The organism is Acetobacterium tundrae, assembly GCF_008086615.1.
GTDB classification, from domain to species: Bacteria; Bacillota; Clostridia; order Eubacteriales; family Eubacteriaceae; genus Acetobacterium; species Acetobacterium tundrae.
The window spans coordinates 125,494-142,174 of the sequence record NZ_RXYB01000007.1 but is presented as its reverse complement, the minus strand read 5'-3'; the positions used below and the strand labels follow the sequence as shown (position 1 = coordinate 142,174).

Here is a 16,681-nt window from a genome sequence, read left to right as displayed (position 1 = left end):
TATACTCTAAGCTATGGATTGAGTATATATATGTAAAAAAATAAAAATATTTTATTCTGCAATAAATTCAAAGAATGCTGGATTGAAGTTGAATTATATCTAGGTAAAAAACGGAAGCATACCAAATACTGGTATTGCTTCCGTTTTTATAATAATATGTCAGATGAGTGTCGCTCCCAGCATGTAAGCAGTGAACTTGCGGTTCGGTCAGAATCAGTCTATTTTGTCCACCTAAAATAAAAAATGTTAAGATCCATTAAAATATAAAACTGAACAAAAATGAAAATAGGGGCCTTAAAAACGCTTTTGTGAAGCCACTTTCAAAGAATATCAATGTATGATAAAATATATTATAAAATGGACACTCACTATACTGGGCATGTTGAAATAGTGATTCTGATGACACGTTGTGGCAAGAACTAAAAACAAACCACTTTAAACATAACATGTTGTATGGTAGAACGGAAAATGTGTAAAAACCAGGCTAAATAATATCCGGCTTTGCCCTGATTTATTTGCAAAAATATTGATAATAAATGTTTGAAGGTGAGTTTTGATGCAAATTGCTATTTGTGATGATGAAAATGAAATAAGAAATATGATCGCGAGATATGTGAAAATATTTTCGCCAGATTGTTTAGTTAAGTTATATCGGTCCGGTGAAGAATTGTTGGATGATATACAGGTGTTTGATTTAATCTTTCTTGATATCCACTTGGGTGGTAGAAATGGTATGGATATTGCCAGGCAGCTTAGAAAAAACGGCTCCCAGTCCATTATTATTTTTATTACGGCTTTGGAAGAATATATTTTTCAAGCATTTGATGTTGGGGCATTTCATTATCTGGTAAAACCGATTAATAAAGTTAAATTTTTTGAGGTATTAAAATGTGCAGTTGCAAAATGGAATGAAAAAAGCAAATTAGAACAGTTAATGCCAGAAGAAAAAAGTATAAATATCAAGATCGGAATGACAACAAATAAGATTTATAGAAAAGAAATTATTTATATCGAAGCTGATAATCGTAAGGTGATTTTACATAAAACCGATAGTACGCTAGAATTCTATGCGAAACTTTCTGACTTAGAGCAAAGCCTGGACGATGATTTCGCACGAATACACCGGTCGTTTTTAGTTAACATGAAATATATCCTAAAGTATAATGCTACATCTGTCACGTTGGAAAATGGCGATAATATCATGATGGCAAAACAAAAATACGGAGAATTTGTAAAGCAATATTTGAAATATTCAAAAAGGAAGATAATGTAAATGAATGCTGAAACGATCGAAGGGTATTATCGGATTGTTTCAATCTTATATACAATCGGGATTCAGGCCATGACAGCATTTTTTTTGTATAAGATGACCCAGGCATTTTTCAAACAGAAAAATTGCAAGTCGTGGATAGTCGGTATCGTATATTTTGCAAGTGTTGTTTTGATATATTTTATTCCCTATGAACTTGAAAATACGGTTGTATATTTTATTGGAATGATTATTTCCTTTGTCGCAATGCTTTGTATATGCAGAGGAAATACGCAGATTAAGTTATTTGTTTCCGTTACTTTTTTTGCGGTGCGTTGGTTGGGATTATCGATGGGAAGCTGTATTTATATTCCTATTTCTGATGCCGCACAGAACATGATCGATATTTCTTCCGCCGAATTGTGGAAATACAATTTCATCCTATATGTATGTTTAACAATAGTTGATCTCGTTGTAAATTGTATTTTTGTTGGAATTCCGGTACTAATTATAATTAAAACATTTGTTTGTAAAAAGGCTAGATATAGCTTCAAGGAAACCATTTTTTTATTAGTGCCCGCAATATCAGGACTGCTTAGTTATGTAATTATGCGGAATTATAATAATGTCTATGAAAATATGTTGGGAATAGATCTCTATAGCTCATCTCCTTATTTTTATATTTTTAGGTTCTTAAGTGACTTCATTTCGATAATGACAATTGTTGTCGTGATCGTTCTTTTTCAAAATTTGGAGCAAAAAAAGGAAGAAGAGCAAAAGCGGTATCTATTACAGAGTCAGATAAAAGATATTCAATCACATATTAGTGAAATTGAATGTCTTTACCAGAAAATGCGAGGATTAAAACATGATATCAAAAATCATGTAACAACAGTAAAAAGTCTTATGGAACAGAAAAACTATGACGAAGCGACCGAATATTTAAGTTCCATGAATAAGGCCGTGGAAATTTTGGATCATCATTTTAAAACCGGCAATCCGATAACAGATGTCATTATTAATGGAAAATACAACGAAGCGGTCAAGAAAAATATTGAATTTCAATCAAAATTTGCGTTTCCGATAGACACCAATATTGATGCATTTGATTTGAGTATCATCCTGAATAATGCGCTTGAAAATGCGATTGAAGCAAGTGAAAAAGGTGCGAACGGTTTTGTCTCGATTGAATCTTACAGAAAGAAAAATACATATTTACTGATGGTGGAGAATAGCTATTGTGGTTCAATCGAAATGGATGAAACCAGTGGGCTTCCCCTGACATCAAAAAATGATGCCAATTTCCACGGTATGGGTCTTACAAATTTGCGCGAAGTGACAAAAAAATATTATGGTGATATTGAAATAGAACTAACGAAAAATAGCTTTCATTTAACGATTATGATAATGATCGAATAAAGAATGAGTGTAGTAAATTCTCTCAGAATGGCTGAATTTATTGGTAGGTGGGTTATGCGAAACTACTTTACTACAAAAATAAGATGATTCACAACGTCCTGCTAAAATACCCCTCCTTGAAACCGAAAACAGATATAGAAAATCGCTAAGATTATCAAATTATTAAGGAGGCAATAATTATGCAGATAGGAAGTGCGTTAAGTAGTGGTTCAACTAATTTTTCAGGAAGATCGGCAGGAGTATCCGCAGGAACGGATTCGCAAACAAAAAATATCCAGAAGCAGATTGAAAATGCTCAGAAACAATTACAGGAGCTTGCTGGAAATGACCAGTTAAGTTCTGAAGATAAGATGAAAAAGCGTCAGGAAATCAATCAGCAAATTAGTGATTTGAATAAACAATTAAGACAACATCAGAATGATCTTAGAAAAGAGAAGCTCCAATCAACCGGTTCATCAACGGATGATATTCAGGGCGGCCAACCAAAAGCGAACAGTACCACCCAAAACTTCAAGGGAACAGGCCTGTCTCAGGAAAGTATGATGGCGGTGATATCTGGAGATACTGTGCTGAAGCAGGCACAGGTGCAAGAGCGTGTTGTGACGAACATGAATGGGCGTGTCGGCGTTCTGGAAAGTGAAATAAAGCTCAACAAACTTAGAGGTGCTTCGACAACCTCTCAAGAAGCAGAGCTGACAGACACACAAGAAAATATTAAAAATGCAACTTCTTCCCAGATAGAAGTACTTGCGGATGCCAATGGTAGAATGTCAGAAGCTGATAAGACAGACAAGACCGAAGAAAGTATCGATAAGATGGAAAGTAACAATACCACTGAGACACCGGCAGTTGCTAACACGGAGACGGATGAAAATGCTGTGTTACCTGCTGGCGCGGGTAGTCAAACGATATTTACCGTAGAACGTTCGGCTTTTTTAGGCGTTAAGTCGATGGATATCAGGGTTTAAATCCATGGCAGGAAAGCGCTAGAGAACAAAGTTAAGGAAAACAATAAAATATAACGACAAAAGTTCATAGCAAAGGCTATTGATATGCTACTTTAGTGATATGTAATATCCTTTGCTATGCACAATGTTTCCTGCTTTTTCTTATGGTTCATCCCCCAATATTTTATACTAGCTTAAACAAATTTTATTCTCAAGTAACTTTCGCAAAAAATATGACGTGTGGCGGCTTAGCCAAACTTGATTATAACTACCCCACCAGAATCGCAGTTGCGTAGTTCTAGTTGTCCTGCGTGTGTTTTCGCGACTCGTGCGGCAAACCATAGGCCAAGGCCATTGTGTCCATCGGCACCACGCGCTGCATCACCACGCCATAGGCGCTCGGTTGCATGGTGTAACGCCGCCTTGCTAAAACCGGGGCCTTCATCACACACCGCGACTTGCCAGCCGCCATCGACCATGCGGCCTTCCAAATATACGTTTTTATTCGTCGGCGTATGCTCGATGGCGTTTTGCACCACATTACCGAGGGCCCGAAGTAAATGGTCTTTCTGAATCCTCGCATTACCTTCCAAGCCGTTTTGGGTGTGCAGGCAAATCCTCTTAACTTCGGCAATGGCGATTGTGCGCTGGCAAAGCTCGTCAAACATGGCGGGCAGGCTGGTGTTTTCAAATGTCTCATCCGTACCGGCGGAGGTTTCTAACAGACTGGCAACATACTGCTTGGCGCGGTCGTTGCTGGCCACAATTGTTGCCACCATTTTGCGGCTGTTCTCAGACAGTTCTTCATCAAGGAGAAGTTCGGCGTTGCCTCCCACCAGGGTGAGCGGGGTTTTTAAATCATGCGTGAGTGCGGCTATTTCCGCCTCGCGTTCTTGCTGTGCCGCCCATTGGGAGGACAGGGAGCTGTACAAGGCATCTTTCATATGCGCCATCGCACCAAGCGCCTGGTCGTACTCCCGTATGCCCGCGTGGGGAATTGCGAAATCGAGCTCCTGCGCGCCGATCTTTTCGCTCACCTCACCAAACAGCTTCAGCTTGGTGGCGAGACATCGCCGGAGCCACAGGGTGTTAAACAGCAGACAAAGCACCCAGGCTCCACCAAGTGTGGCCAGCCACAGGTATTCAAAGGGGGGCAGCATGCCGCGCAGCACCGGGTTGACAAACTCGGCCCGGTAATACCAGTGAAAGATTGCGGTGCTGTCATCGGCATAGGTGTGCCGCGAAACATGGATGCTGTCGGTGTCCTGCTGTAAAAACCCGGCCAGGACTTCCAGCTTCTGTCCGTCTACATTGCTTGCCAAGACGTCGCCGTTCTGGCCAAACAAAGCGTACTCGGCCAGAAAATCGTCACCCGGAGAGACAAATGTTTTTGGCTCTCCGGCTAGCAGTTGCTCCACCTGTTGGTTGGAGACGTATCCCTGGTAAATAACGCCGGTGTTTTGAAGCCACCCAAAGCAGCAATACCAGACCAGGCAACACAACAGCATACCGCCAAGCATTACGATGGCAAAACGCAAGAGCACAAAGGAAAGGCTTACAGAACGCTGCTTTTTCGCCATTTGTAGCCCACCCCCCAAACGGTTTCGATGGGGCTGATGGCGTCGGCTTTCAGCTTGGCACGGATATTTTTGATATGCTCCGCAACGGCTGACGGATCGCCCTCGGCCTCACAGCCGAAAACTGCTTCATATAATTGTTCTTTGGTAAATACCTGTCCAGCATGCAGGGCCAGATGCTCACAGATCGCGTATTCGCCCTTGGTAAAGGGCAGTGTATGTTCACCTGCGATGGCCACTTTTGCCTGAATATCAAAGCGCACACCGCCTCGGCTCAGGGTGCGGGTCGGCTGACGCACCTCCCGCCGCAGATGGGCGTTTACCCGTGCGCGCAGCTCCGCAATACTGAATGGCTTTTTTATGTAATCATCGGCGCCCAGGCCAAATCCCTGGACAAGGGCCGCCTCTTCCGCCTTGGCGGTTAAAAACAGGATGGGGCAATCCACCTCGGCACGGATCCGGCGGCACAGGGAAAAGCCATCCTTATCGGGCATCATCACATCGAATAGCAGAAGATCGTACAGCCGGCACCGGGCGGGCTGCACGGTCGCGGCATCCGCTTCGGTGTCTATCTGGTGGCCGTCTTTTTCCAGGGCGGCGCGCACCAGGGATAGCATATCAAGGTCATCATCGACCACTAACAGTTTCGACATCATCTCACCTCCTTGTTTTATTCTTGTATCACTTTACCTTCCCATCTACTAAACCATCGTAGTGATAAAACCAGAACAATCGAAGTAATAATAATCAGAGCAATCATTCCCGGAAAAACAGGTGTCCTTGAAAAGTCAAAATAATTTTCCAAAAACCGAACACCCCATTCCCAGGGAATGATCGGCCAAATTTTATCACCAATCGCATTTTCAAAGTAACCGGCTAAAATTGTGCCCGATATCCCTAACAAAACAGAAATACTTGAACCAAACCGAAAAGCAATCGGTACGTGTAATAAATATAAAAATAAGTTGCTAAATAAAAACAGATAAAATAGAGCAAGATATGATCCAACAGGTGCGGTACTGATCGCCAGAAAAAAATTGACGCCAACATAGAAACACAGTTCATATAGTATCATATTTATGGCTGAAAGAAATAGTAGAAAGAACAATTTCCCCAGGTATACGCTGCTTCGCGACGCCACTAAACCCAGTGCATTTTCGTTATTCCGATCTAAATTAATAAAAATTGGCACAACAATACTGACAAAAATCGGATAACATATTTGTAAGATAACGAAAAACAACCGCACATCAGAAATAAGGTGGTATCCGCCAGAAGCGTAATAAACGAAGAATAATGTCGTAATCACAATCGGCGGTAACAAGTGCAATAAAATAATTGGTGTTCGTTTGATCTTGGTAAAGTTGGAAAAAAACTCCCTGATAATCGTCATTGGCGATACACCTGCTTTTTGTACCAGCGTGAAAATAAAACGGTAAGAACGAACGCGACAACCAAGCTTATCAATACCAGCAACGCACTTTCGCCTAAATTTAAAATCCATTTTGCATCGGCTTCGACCAATAATCCGTTTGGCAAAACGCCAAATAATGTCACCATAAATCGTGCCGGCCAGCTATATGGGAAGAACCAGAACAACGGCGTCAAGGAAAAAAACAAACCGCCGAATGCGCTGGCGAACAAATTTATGATCACCGAACCAACAAATCCGACTTTTTGATCCAAAAACAAACAAAACGGGATCTGCCATAATAACGAGAGCCACAATAAGCCGTATCCTAACAGATAATAACCGCTATGACCAATTGCAGCTGAAACACCTGATACGATGCATTCAGAGATAACCGTGATAAGTGATAGCAATAATGAGATGATCAGAAGATTTAGCGCGATCAAAATTGTTTTAGCAATAAAGGTCTTCTTCAAGTCGATGGGCAAACTATAAAGCGTTCGGTATTTGTGTTTTTGATCCTTATTATTCACTAAATGACATAAAAACATAATGGACAAAGATGCAATCGGCATACACCAATTGCAAACTATGGCGCTTGAAAAACCACCTAACCCAATACCAACAAATATAAATACCATCGCTATTAAAATTAAAGCTGCTGGAATAAGTATCATCAGTTTTCTAAATAGGGAGCATTTAAATTTCAAGTTTTCTGCTGTTAAATAGGCTCCTAACATCATGATGCACGCTCCTTTCGGATGATATCCATAAATAATTGTTCCAGGTTCTCAGTTGCATCAATTTTATTTTGATACAAGAGCGATCCATTGGATAGGATCCCGATGTCATCGGCAACTTGTTGTACTTCACTTAAAATATGACTTGATATAATGACAGAAATCCCTGACTCTGCAAATGTTTTAATCATTTTCCTTAATTCTTCAATCCCAAAAGGGTCTAACCCGTTTGTCGGTTCATCCAAGACTAATAATTGGGGATTATTCAGCAGTGCCAATGCGATACCCAAGCGCTGTTTCATTCCCAATGAAAAATCGGAGGTCTTTTTATTTTTAGTATCCATTAAATCCATCTGTCGTAAAACGTCGTGACATCTTTTTGTTGAAATCCCAATAAGCGTCGCTCGCACTTTTAAATTTTCAAATGCCGTTAAATTTTCATACAGTGGCGGTGATTCGATCAACGAACCAATTGTCAATAAATCTTTTCGAGTCCACGGGTGATTGTTGAATGATATTTCGCCTGAAGTTGGTCGGATAATGCCGGTAATCATCTTTAATAATGTTGATTTGCCAGCGCCATTAGGCCCTAATAAACCGTAGACAGAATTTTTTCTTACCGACATCGATAAATCTTTTATTGCATATGCCTTTTTGAATTTCTTAGAAACATGATTGGTTTTTATGATGTATTCATACATCTTAACATCCGCCATTTTACATTCCGGTTTGTACAGTGTCCGTTTCATAGGGTATGTTCCTCCTTGTAGTTGTTACTACTATGGTAACAGCTATTTTTAAGGATTTTATAAGGAAACGAGAAAAAGCGGCGGGAAAAAAAATGCCCGCCGCTTTGTGGTTAATATGGAAAGAGCTTAAATTAATAGGTCATTCAAACAAATAATTTTACTACCTTTACTTTCATAATAAAGTAGCATTTCGTCAATTTTCCTTTTATCATAACTAGTAACGCAATCGGATAGGACATAAACGCCATAATTTGCTTTGCGTAAGTTGTAACAGGTTGATTTAACACAAGCAACAGCATCTGCTCCTGCTATGTAGAAATCACATAGTTCATTTTTACTAATAAAGTCTGTAAATTCTTCACAGCTTAATGCGTTTCCTTTGTATTTTGTAAAAACATTTTTTGATACTATTTTCAAGTCTGAAGCTAATTCAGACCCATAGGTATCGGGTTTAAAAGTCCTCGTGCCGGCTGATAAATTTTCATGCCTGATATAAACAACATGAATATTAGTATTGACGGCCCAATCAATCGCTTTATTGATTGGGTCAATAACATCCTTATAATTCTTTGTGATGTCATTTTGAATATCGATTATTACTAAGGCTTTTTTCTGCATCGCGTTTCCTCCTGATCGGTAGATTAATTTGTTTGCTTTTTTATTATACCTTGCAATTGTTGACAACAGTATGGCAACAATCTATAATGATAACAAGAAATTTTGGAAGGCGGCGATCCGATGAAAGTTGACAGGCTGGTTAGCATTATTATGATACTCCTTGATAAAAAGCGTATCGGCGCACAGGAGTTAGCAGATATGTTTGAAGTTTCACCCCGCACAATCTACCGCGACATCGATACGATCAACATGGCGGGTATTCCTGTTTGTTCTATATCGGGAGTGGGCGGCGGCTTTGAAATCATGCCGGAATACAAGATTGATCGAAAGGTTTTTTCGACTGCCGATCTTTCCGCGATCTTGATGGGGCTTTCCAGTCTTTCCAACATGATCCGCGGTGATGAACTGGTAAACGCCCTTGCGAAAGTCAAGAGTTTTATCCCCGCCGACAGAGCGAAAGACATTGAATTAAAAGCAAATCAAATATGCATCGATTTAAGTCCGTGGATGGGCAACAGGAATGTACAACCCGATTTAGAAATAATCAAAACAGCCTTACAGGAAAGCAAGCTACTGTCGTTTGAATATGCCGACCGCTACGGCAATAAAACCGCACGAACAGCTGAGCCGTATCAGCTTGTATTGAAAAGTAGTCATTGGTATTGGCAAGGGTATTGCCATAAAAGAAATGATTTTCGCTTATTTAAACTATCCCGCATATCTAACCTACAAATACAAGAGGAGTTTTTTACGCCACGAGATTATCAAAAACCGCAGTTAGATTTTACTGATATTTTGGCAACGTTGCAGACAAAAATAAAAATTCGGATTCATAAATCGATCATGGACAGGGTACTTGATTATTGCCCTTATGATCACTTTTCGCCAGACGGTGATGAACATTTCATTGTTAGTTTTCCTTTCATCGAGAACGAATACCATTACAATATTCTTTTCAGTTTTGGGGATAAATGCGAGTGTTTAGAGCCATTACATATCCGCACCGAAATGAAGCGTAGAATACATGATATAGCTGCCATATACGAAAGTTAATACATAGAGTAAGACGAAAAAGACAAAAAAGACGAAAAAGACGAAAAAGACAAACGAGTTGTCTTGCCCTTTTTATGCCGTTCCAACTATCAAGCCTATCAATGGACGGGCAATATTTTGTCTGTTTTGGCAATTAAGGTAAAAAACAAGAATACAAGTTTAGATGTAAAGAGAGGGTACACATGAATACTGATTTTGTAAACTTAACAACAGAAAATCTTGTCAATGAGCATTTATGCTGCATTATTCGCAGTAAAAAGCCCCATCAAGGTATTGACGCAAAGCGACAATGGCTTTCAGACCGACTCAATGAAGGTCATGTCTTTAGAAAATTAAATGAAAAGGCGACGGTTTTTATAGAATATGCGCCGCTTGAAACCGCTTGGGTTCCTATAATGGGGGACAACTATTATTATCTGTATTGCTTATGGGTCTCTGGTAGTCATAAAGGAAAAGGATATGGGAAATCGCTGCTGGAGTATTGTTTGGCTGATGCCAAAGAAAAGGGTAAATCCGGCCTTTGCATGCTCGGAGCAAAAAAACAAAAAGCCTGGCTTTCTAACCAATCATTTGTGAAGCGGTTCGGCTTTGAGGTTGTTGATACCACCGATAATGGATATGAATTGCTGGCACTTTCATTTGACGGAACAACGCCAAAGTTCGCACAAAATGTTAAAAACCAAGAAATTGATAGTAAGGAGCTCACAATTTATTACGATATGCAATGCCCCTATATCTATCAAAACATTGAGAAGATTAAGCAGTATTGTGAAACAAATGAGGTTCCGGTATCTTTAATTCAAGTGGATACGCTACAAAAAGCAAAGGAACTGCCTTGCGTTTTCAATAACTGGGGGGGGGTTTATAAAGGAAAATTTGAGACCGTGAATTTGTTAGATGTCGCCTACCTAAAGAGAATACTCAAATCAGATAAACCGCTGAGGGACAAGCGGCTAAGTTAATACCACCCACATCAATAAAAAAACAGACAAAATAAAGCAGGTATTGTCGGGCAAAGGGTAGCTGCTAAAGGATATACTGTCATTACAGCAGGAGGTGATTGGCATGGAATGGATGAAAGCCATTGGTGAAGCGGTCGATTATATAGAAAGTCACATGACCGAAGATATTACGGTAGATGATGTTGCAAATCATGTTTGTATCTCGACCTTCTATTTCCAAAAAGGATTTAGCATGTTATGCGGCTACTCGATTATGGAATATATCCGCAATCGCAGGCTGGCTCTGGCCGGAGCCGAATTAACGAATAGCGATGCTAAAATCATTGATATTGCAATGATGTATGGATATGATTCACCGGATAGTTTTACCAAAGCTTTTACTCGTTTTCACGGCAGCACACCTTCTCAGGTGCGAAAGGATAAGTAATATGATTAAGTCCTTTGCACCGCTGAAATTAACAATAGCGTTGAAAGGTGGTTATCTTATGGATTATAGAATTACGACCAAGGACAGTTTTACCGTCCTTAGTGCATCAAAAGAATTTTCTTACGAGAATGCCAAACAGGAAATTCCCGCTTTCTGGCAGGATCATTATGCATCGGGGAAAGGTCAGGCTGTTTGTGGAATGTTTGGAATTAACATCGACGAGGAAATGGGAAATGAAAAATTTGAGTATTTGATCGCCGATGTTTATAATCCGGCAATGGATATTCCTGAAGGTTTTATTACCAAAACAATTCCGCCGTTCACCTGGGCAGTTTTTCCCTGTAAAGGAGCGATGCCAATGTCGATTCAAAATGTAAATGCAAAAATATTCTCTGAATGGCTGCCCACATTAAAGGAGTATGAATTTGCTGCGGGTTACTGTGTTGAAATGTATGATGCCCCCGATAAACATCCCAAGGGAACACAGGATGACAATTATTATGCGGAGATATGGATTCCAATAAAAAGAAAATAGCAAATAAGACCCTGCAACCATGATGGGAGCAGGGTCTTATGGCTTTATGTAGGGAAAACGAAATGTCTTCTCATCACAGTTACGCTTTCTTTTTACTATCGTCAATAATTTCGATTTCTAAATAATCAAACCAAATGGGCTCAATAAACTGGTCTTCGCGAAAAGATGTTTTGGAAATCTGGTTAAGTTCTTTTGTGTTTTTGTCAAACCACATCGGTTTTTCCAAATCAAAGTTATAGCAGATTGTCTCTAAAGCAGCTTGGATGTTATCATTTATATTCACGGATTTGTTATCAATTTCGACAACTTTTTCTACCCGAAATTTATTGTTTTTCATGAGTTTTCCCCAAATTCGAACCATGTTTTTTACCTCTCGATCATCAATGTGCTATTATATCCAGATAACATTTTTAAATGCCTGTAAAATGGACATATATTGAGTATAAGGGGTGGCGAGGGAAATGTAAAGAAAATTGGCGTTTTCGTTCTGGTAACGGGACATATTGTTTGTCGGGAAACCGGAATTATCTCGTAAAATACTGATGCCATCAGGTATGACCGGTATTATTTCCCGCTTTCCGAGCGGATTGTTTCAATGATATTCTGCTTTTGCAGTCGATGGGCGGCATAGCGGGTAGTACTCCAGGTGATTAGAAATACGGCCAGCACACACAGCACGATGGCAAGCCACGGCAACGCATACGGAATGGGAAACATCGATCGAATCGGTAAATTTATAAAAATGCTCACGATAATTCCAACGGGCAGGCCATACATGAGCGCTTTCAACGAACATAAAACGCTCTCGAGGTTCAGCATCTGCTTCAATCCTGCCGCTGTCATGCCCACACTCTGTAAAATGGCAAATTCACGGGAGCGCATCCGTACATTGGTGGACATTGTACTGATCACATTTGTAAACCCAATTAGCATGAGCAGCACGACAAAGCTGTACATAAAGATCGAGGCCAGAACAATGGCGATGTTCATGACCTTCATGTAGTCATCCACTTTATAGACCCGTGTATTAAACCCGGACTCCATATAAGAGGCATCCCTATTTTCGGGGAATGTCTGTGCCATCACGTCGTCTGCGTAGGTGATAAAACCCGCCACATCGGAGGGGGCGGAATACCAAGAGTAGCCACGAACCTCGGCCTGCGGCACAATCAAACGAACCGGATTAGTATTGGGGTAAAAAAGCTCTTTTGGCATTTCGGACTGCGTCAAGATGCCCTGTATCGACAGTTCAGAGCTACTCCCGTCCGCTTTCACAAGCGTAACAGCTTTCATTTGGGGCGAAAATGGCACAAGGTCAACCTTTGTTCCGTTGTCGTTATAGCTGTAGTGGTTGAGTAAAATGGTGGAGCCGAGCGGGACACCGGCCTTTTCGCAAAGTGCGGCATAATGCGTATCATCCAAAACGATCATCTCCACCGGAAGTTCCTGCTTATTCTGCTGGTCAGAAGCTTCTAATACGCTCTGCATCGGTGCAGAAATAAGTTCTCCAGGCAAAATGGTTTCATAGGTGTCAAGATCGTTACCCATGCCGAAGATCTCTGTGTTGTCGAATTCTTCCAGCTTTTGGGTAATGGTGTTGCCCAGTTCACTGCTGATGGGATGGATATAAACGGTTTCCTTTTTACCGGTCGCTTCGTTAATACGCCTGTCGTGAGCAGAGGAGTACTCTGTCAAAACGGTTTGATCAATATCGAGATGGAGATAGGCTTGGATGGCGTTTGCCTGACCGCTTAGTTCCCCGAGGCTGACGAACAATATGACTCCGGCGGCCAGCGCAATCACTGTCGAACGAAAATTTCGGCGGTTACGCTTGATGTTTTTGGCGGCCAGCGTTCCCTCAATACCCAAAAGCCGTTCTACCAAAGGACTGGTGCGCACCTGTTTGCGGTCAATTTTTACTTCTCCGGTGCCGCGGATACAATCAATAGCGGAAGCCTTCGCCGCCTTATGCGCCGGAAGCCATGCGGAAAGCAGCACTGTCAAAAAGCAAACCGCCGCCGACAGCAGTAGGGCTTTCCAGGATACTACAAACGAAAGCGACAACGTAATCTCGTTTATCATGATGTGAACCAAACTGTTCAGATCGTCCAGGAAATGGTTTGCGACACCGATTCCAACAAAGGTCAAGAGCAACCCTGCAAGGATGCCCAGCGGAATGCCGATTGCCGAAAGCAGGATACTTTCGTACATAACGGTGTCTATAATTTGTTTTTTGGTGGCACCGACGCATTTCAAAACGCCAAACTGCGTCACGCGCTCACCGGCACTGACACGGAAAACATTGGAGATCACGATGATCGCCAGGGAAAGGATGATGAGGCCGAAAAGAATTGCCGGAACAAGCAGCAGCGCCACATAGCTGTTGCCGTATTCGCCATAATTCACGCCTAAAAAGCTAACCAGCATGGCATTGCCACTCGCCACAAAACTGCATACAGCGGTAATCAGCGCCGTGGCAAGGGTGATGGCGATCAAGGCACCGATGGTGCGGGAACGATTTATTTTCAACTGGCTATATGCCAGCTTTGCCGTGATACTCATGCTTTCATCACCTCGTCCGAAAGAATTTGACCGTCGCCGAGAGTGATGATCCGGTCTGCCTGCAAGGCTATTTTTTCATCATGGGTAATGACCAGCAGCGTCTGATTGCTGCGCTTGTTCGCAAGCCTCAAAAGGTCGATAATCTCGCGGCTTGCTTTGCTGTCCAGATTGCCCGTAGGTTCATCGGCAAGAATAAAAGCCGGGTCGTTAATCAGGGCTCTGCCCACCGACACCCGCTGCTGCTGGCCGCCGGACAATTCGCTGGGCAGATGCGTTGCGCGCTCCGAAAGACCAATCGTTTCGAGAATCGAAGAAAGCTTATCCGGGTCTGGCTTGCGGTGATCCAGCAGGCGCGGCAGCATAATGTTTTCCGCTGTCGTCAGGGTGGGGATCAGGTTGTAGATTTCGTTGCCGTCGATTTTCACGCTTCCGGAGGTGGAATGGTCAATTCCGCCAATCAAATTCATGAGCGTGGATTTACCCGAACCGGATGCTCCTATGATTGCAACAAATTCCCCCTTATTCATGCTGAAGCTTACATGATCCAAGGCTGTCACGCTGGTGTCGCCCTTGCCGTATGTTTTTGTAAGGCTGTTGATCTCTAATACTGCCATTTTTGTGTCCTCCTGTAATTTTCATACCCACATTGTAGCAGACAAAAGTGACTGCCGCGTGACTTCGGGACATTTTAAAATGACAATCTATTCACTTAAAAAACTTTATGGTGAAGGTGGCGCCGGTTTCCTTGCCGCCGCCGTCAATTTCGATATCTCCGTTTTGGCCGCGCACAATGGAAAGCGCAAGCGGCAGCCCGATGCCATACCCGTTCTCGTTTTGGGAATATTCAAACCGCTTAAAAAGGCCGGGATACTTCTGTTTCGAAATTCCTTTGCCACAGTCCGTCACGGAAATCCATCGGTAAATGGGATTGATACCGCTGTTCACGGTGATCTTACTGTTCAACGGCGAATATTCCGAGGCGTTTTTCAGCAGGTTTGTCAGGGCTTCTGCTGTCCAGTGGCGATCGCAAAACAGAATGGTATCATTGGACAGTTCGACCGTTTGATTTTTCACATCGAGCAAGACTTCCAATGGCTGCTGGGCTTTCTTTAACAGATCACCGGCCGAAATTTCTGCCATAGAAAATTCGACTGCGCCGGAATCCAGTCGCACCATTTTCAGTAGTGTTGCAACAAGCCATTCCATGCGGGTGAGGCTGATTTTGATATTGGCGACAAATTCCTCCTGCTTATCGGCAGGTGCATTTTCCAATAAATCTACCATAATCAGCATGGAGGTAAGGGGTGTTTTCAGCTGGTGCGAAATATCGGCAAGATAGTCCGCCAGTAAATCCCGATCACGCTGTGCCGTGTTCCGCTGTTCGTTGTTGATGCGCACAAGGGTGCTGATGTCGTTTTTCAAGATGCTCCATAGGCCCTCGCGATTGTCTCGAAAATCGACTTCTTTTCCATCGATGGCTTTGCGAATATCGTCTGATAATGCTGTGATCTCCTGCTTTTTAATCAGCACGATACCCAACCCCCCTGACTGTTTCGATGGAAACGGCGTCTCCTAGCTTTTGGCGCAGCCGCTTAATGTAGACAGTTAGCGTGTTGTCCTCTACAAAATTACCACCGTTGTCCCAGATGCTTTCCAAAATCTGCGTTCGCGTAAGAAGCTGCGACTTATTTGCCGCAAAGGTCAAAAGCAAGCGATATTCCAGCGCAGTCAACTCGACCGGCGCCGTTCCGACAAACACTTTTCCGGCCGCTGTATCAATGTTTGCTTTTCCAAGGGTCATCAACTGCGATTGATTTGCCCCGGAGTCGCTATTGAGGGTTCGTTTCACCCGAGCCAGCAGTTCACGCAGCCGGAAAGGTTTTGTGATATAATCCGCGGCTCCGTTTTCAAAGGCCTGCACAATTTTGTTTTCGTCGTCCACAATGGTCAGAAAAATAATTGCCGTATTGGTATTTTTTAGCTTTTGACTAATCTCGAAGCCTGTCCCGTCCGGCAATTGCAGATCTAGTATCGCTAAATCAAATCGCTCTGTTTCAATCGCGCGGCAGGCGGTATTAATATCCTTACAGTGGAACGGCGCATACTGCTCCTGTTCTAAAGCATAAACCAGCCCCGATGCAATCATCAGATCGTCTTCGACTAATAAAATTTGTTGTATCGGAATCACATTCTTTCTGCCTTTCTGCTTGTTACCTCATACCGCTAGGAGATGAGGACACGCTGAAAAATTATACTGTAGTAATGAAAGTATATCATACTCGAGAATGATGATATAGCACAATGTTTAAGCGGTCTTTCTGTTTTCATGAATGCAAATACACGGCCAAAATTTGAAATAGAACCGTTGCTATGGGTATGACAGTCTCATTTTTTGGCTGTGTTTAGGTCTGAAATTGGTTGCTTAATGCGGC

General features: G+C 42.1%; 16 protein-coding genes and 1 pseudogene. 6 read left to right on the top strand and 11 right to left on the bottom strand.

The window, feature by feature from the left end:
• Window positions 1-556: 556 nt before the first annotated feature.
• From FZC40_RS07875 to FZC40_RS07865, 3 genes are all read left to right on the top strand, one after another.
• Window positions 557-1,273, top strand: a complete 717-nt coding sequence (locus FZC40_RS07875; protein ID WP_148603355.1) for a LytR/AlgR family response regulator transcription factor — start codon at window positions 557-559, stop codon at window positions 1,271-1,273.
• Window positions 1,274-2,668, top strand: coding sequence for a sensor histidine kinase (locus FZC40_RS07870; protein ID WP_148603354.1), 1,395 nt, complete (start codon window positions 1,274-1,276; stop codon window positions 2,666-2,668). It begins immediately after the preceding gene.
• A 179-nt stretch (window positions 2,669-2,847) separates the two neighbouring features.
• Window positions 2,848-3,636 (top strand): FlxA-like family protein, encoded by a 789-nt coding sequence (locus FZC40_RS07865; RefSeq protein WP_148603353.1) that lies wholly within the window; start codon window positions 2,848-2,850, stop codon window positions 3,634-3,636.
• A 227-nt stretch (window positions 3,637-3,863) separates the two neighbouring features.
• Here the strand turns inward: FZC40_RS07865 and FZC40_RS07860 are convergent, their stop codons facing one another.
• The 6 genes from FZC40_RS07860 to FZC40_RS07835 form a co-directional block, all read right to left on the bottom strand.
• On the bottom strand, window positions 3,864-5,195 hold the full coding sequence (locus tag FZC40_RS07860) for a sensor histidine kinase (protein WP_148603352.1): 1,332 nt from the start codon (window positions 5,193-5,195) through the stop codon (window positions 3,864-3,866).
• Window positions 5,171-5,845: a response regulator transcription factor gene (locus tag FZC40_RS07855; RefSeq protein WP_148603351.1), complete on the bottom strand. Its 675-nt coding sequence runs from the start codon at window positions 5,843-5,845 to the stop codon at window positions 5,171-5,173. The genes FZC40_RS07860 and FZC40_RS07855 overlap by 25 nt, the downstream gene beginning before the upstream one ends.
• A 17-nt stretch (window positions 5,846-5,862) precedes the next feature.
• Complete coding sequence (locus FZC40_RS07850) at window positions 5,863-6,585, bottom strand: lantibiotic immunity ABC transporter MutG family permease subunit (protein ID WP_148603350.1); 723 nt, start codon at window positions 6,583-6,585, stop codon at window positions 5,863-5,865.
• Complete coding sequence (locus tag FZC40_RS07845; protein ID WP_243135779.1) at window positions 6,582-7,346, bottom strand: lantibiotic immunity ABC transporter MutE/EpiE family permease subunit; 765 nt, start codon at window positions 7,344-7,346, stop codon at window positions 6,582-6,584. The genes FZC40_RS07850 and FZC40_RS07845 overlap by 4 nt, the downstream gene beginning before the upstream one ends.
• The gene (locus FZC40_RS07840) at window positions 7,343-8,044 is read right to left on the bottom strand and encodes a lantibiotic protection ABC transporter ATP-binding protein (RefSeq protein ID WP_148603374.1); all 702 of its coding nucleotides are present in this window, start codon (window positions 8,042-8,044) and stop codon (window positions 7,343-7,345) included. The genes FZC40_RS07845 and FZC40_RS07840 overlap by 4 nt, the downstream gene beginning before the upstream one ends.
• Window positions 8,045-8,218: 174 nt before the next feature.
• Window positions 8,219-8,710 carry a cysteine hydrolase family protein gene (locus FZC40_RS07835; RefSeq protein ID WP_148603348.1) on the bottom strand — a complete coding sequence of 164 codons (492 nt, stop codon included), beginning with the start codon at window positions 8,708-8,710 and terminating at the stop codon, window positions 8,219-8,221.
• 120 nt (window positions 8,711-8,830) lie between these two features.
• On the opposite strand from FZC40_RS07835, the gene FZC40_RS07830 reads away from it, so the two are divergent.
• The 3 genes and pseudogenes from FZC40_RS07830 (at window position 8,831) to FZC40_RS07820 (ending at window position 11,687) form a co-directional block, all read left to right on the top strand.
• Entirely contained in the window at window positions 8,831-9,763 is a 933-nt protein-coding gene (locus FZC40_RS07830) for a helix-turn-helix transcriptional regulator (protein WP_148603347.1), read from the top strand.
• A 182-nt stretch (window positions 9,764-9,945) separates the two neighbouring features.
• Complete coding sequence (locus FZC40_RS07825; RefSeq protein WP_148603346.1) at window positions 9,946-10,725, top strand: GNAT family N-acetyltransferase; 780 nt, start codon at window positions 9,946-9,948, stop codon at window positions 10,723-10,725.
• Window positions 10,726-10,828: 103 nt separating this feature from the next.
• A pseudogene (locus tag FZC40_RS07820) lies at window positions 10,829-11,687 on the top strand (AraC family transcriptional regulator).
• A 79-nt stretch (window positions 11,688-11,766) separates the two neighbouring features.
• On the opposite strand, the gene FZC40_RS07815 reads toward FZC40_RS07820, so the two are convergent.
• From FZC40_RS07815 to FZC40_RS07795, 5 genes are all read right to left on the bottom strand, one after another.
• Entirely contained in the window at window positions 11,767-12,048 is a 282-nt protein-coding gene (locus FZC40_RS07815; RefSeq protein ID WP_148603345.1) for a hypothetical protein, read from the bottom strand.
• A gap of 203 nt (window positions 12,049-12,251) precedes the next feature.
• Window positions 12,252-14,249, bottom strand: a complete 1,998-nt coding sequence (locus tag FZC40_RS07810; protein ID WP_148603344.1) for an FtsX-like permease family protein — start codon at window positions 14,247-14,249, stop codon at window positions 12,252-12,254.
• Window positions 14,246-14,863, bottom strand: a complete 618-nt coding sequence (locus tag FZC40_RS07805) for an ABC transporter ATP-binding protein (protein WP_148603343.1) — start codon at window positions 14,861-14,863, stop codon at window positions 14,246-14,248. The genes FZC40_RS07810 and FZC40_RS07805 overlap by 4 nt, the downstream gene beginning before the upstream one ends.
• 91 nt (window positions 14,864-14,954) lie before the next feature.
• Entirely contained in the window at window positions 14,955-15,779 is an 825-nt protein-coding gene (locus FZC40_RS07800; RefSeq protein WP_148603342.1) for a sensor histidine kinase, read from the bottom strand.
• Window positions 15,769-16,437, bottom strand: a complete 669-nt coding sequence (locus FZC40_RS07795) for a response regulator transcription factor (RefSeq protein ID WP_243135778.1) — start codon at window positions 16,435-16,437, stop codon at window positions 15,769-15,771. The genes FZC40_RS07800 and FZC40_RS07795 overlap by 11 nt, the downstream gene beginning before the upstream one ends.
• Between the last annotated feature and the right edge of the window lie 244 nt (window positions 16,438-16,681).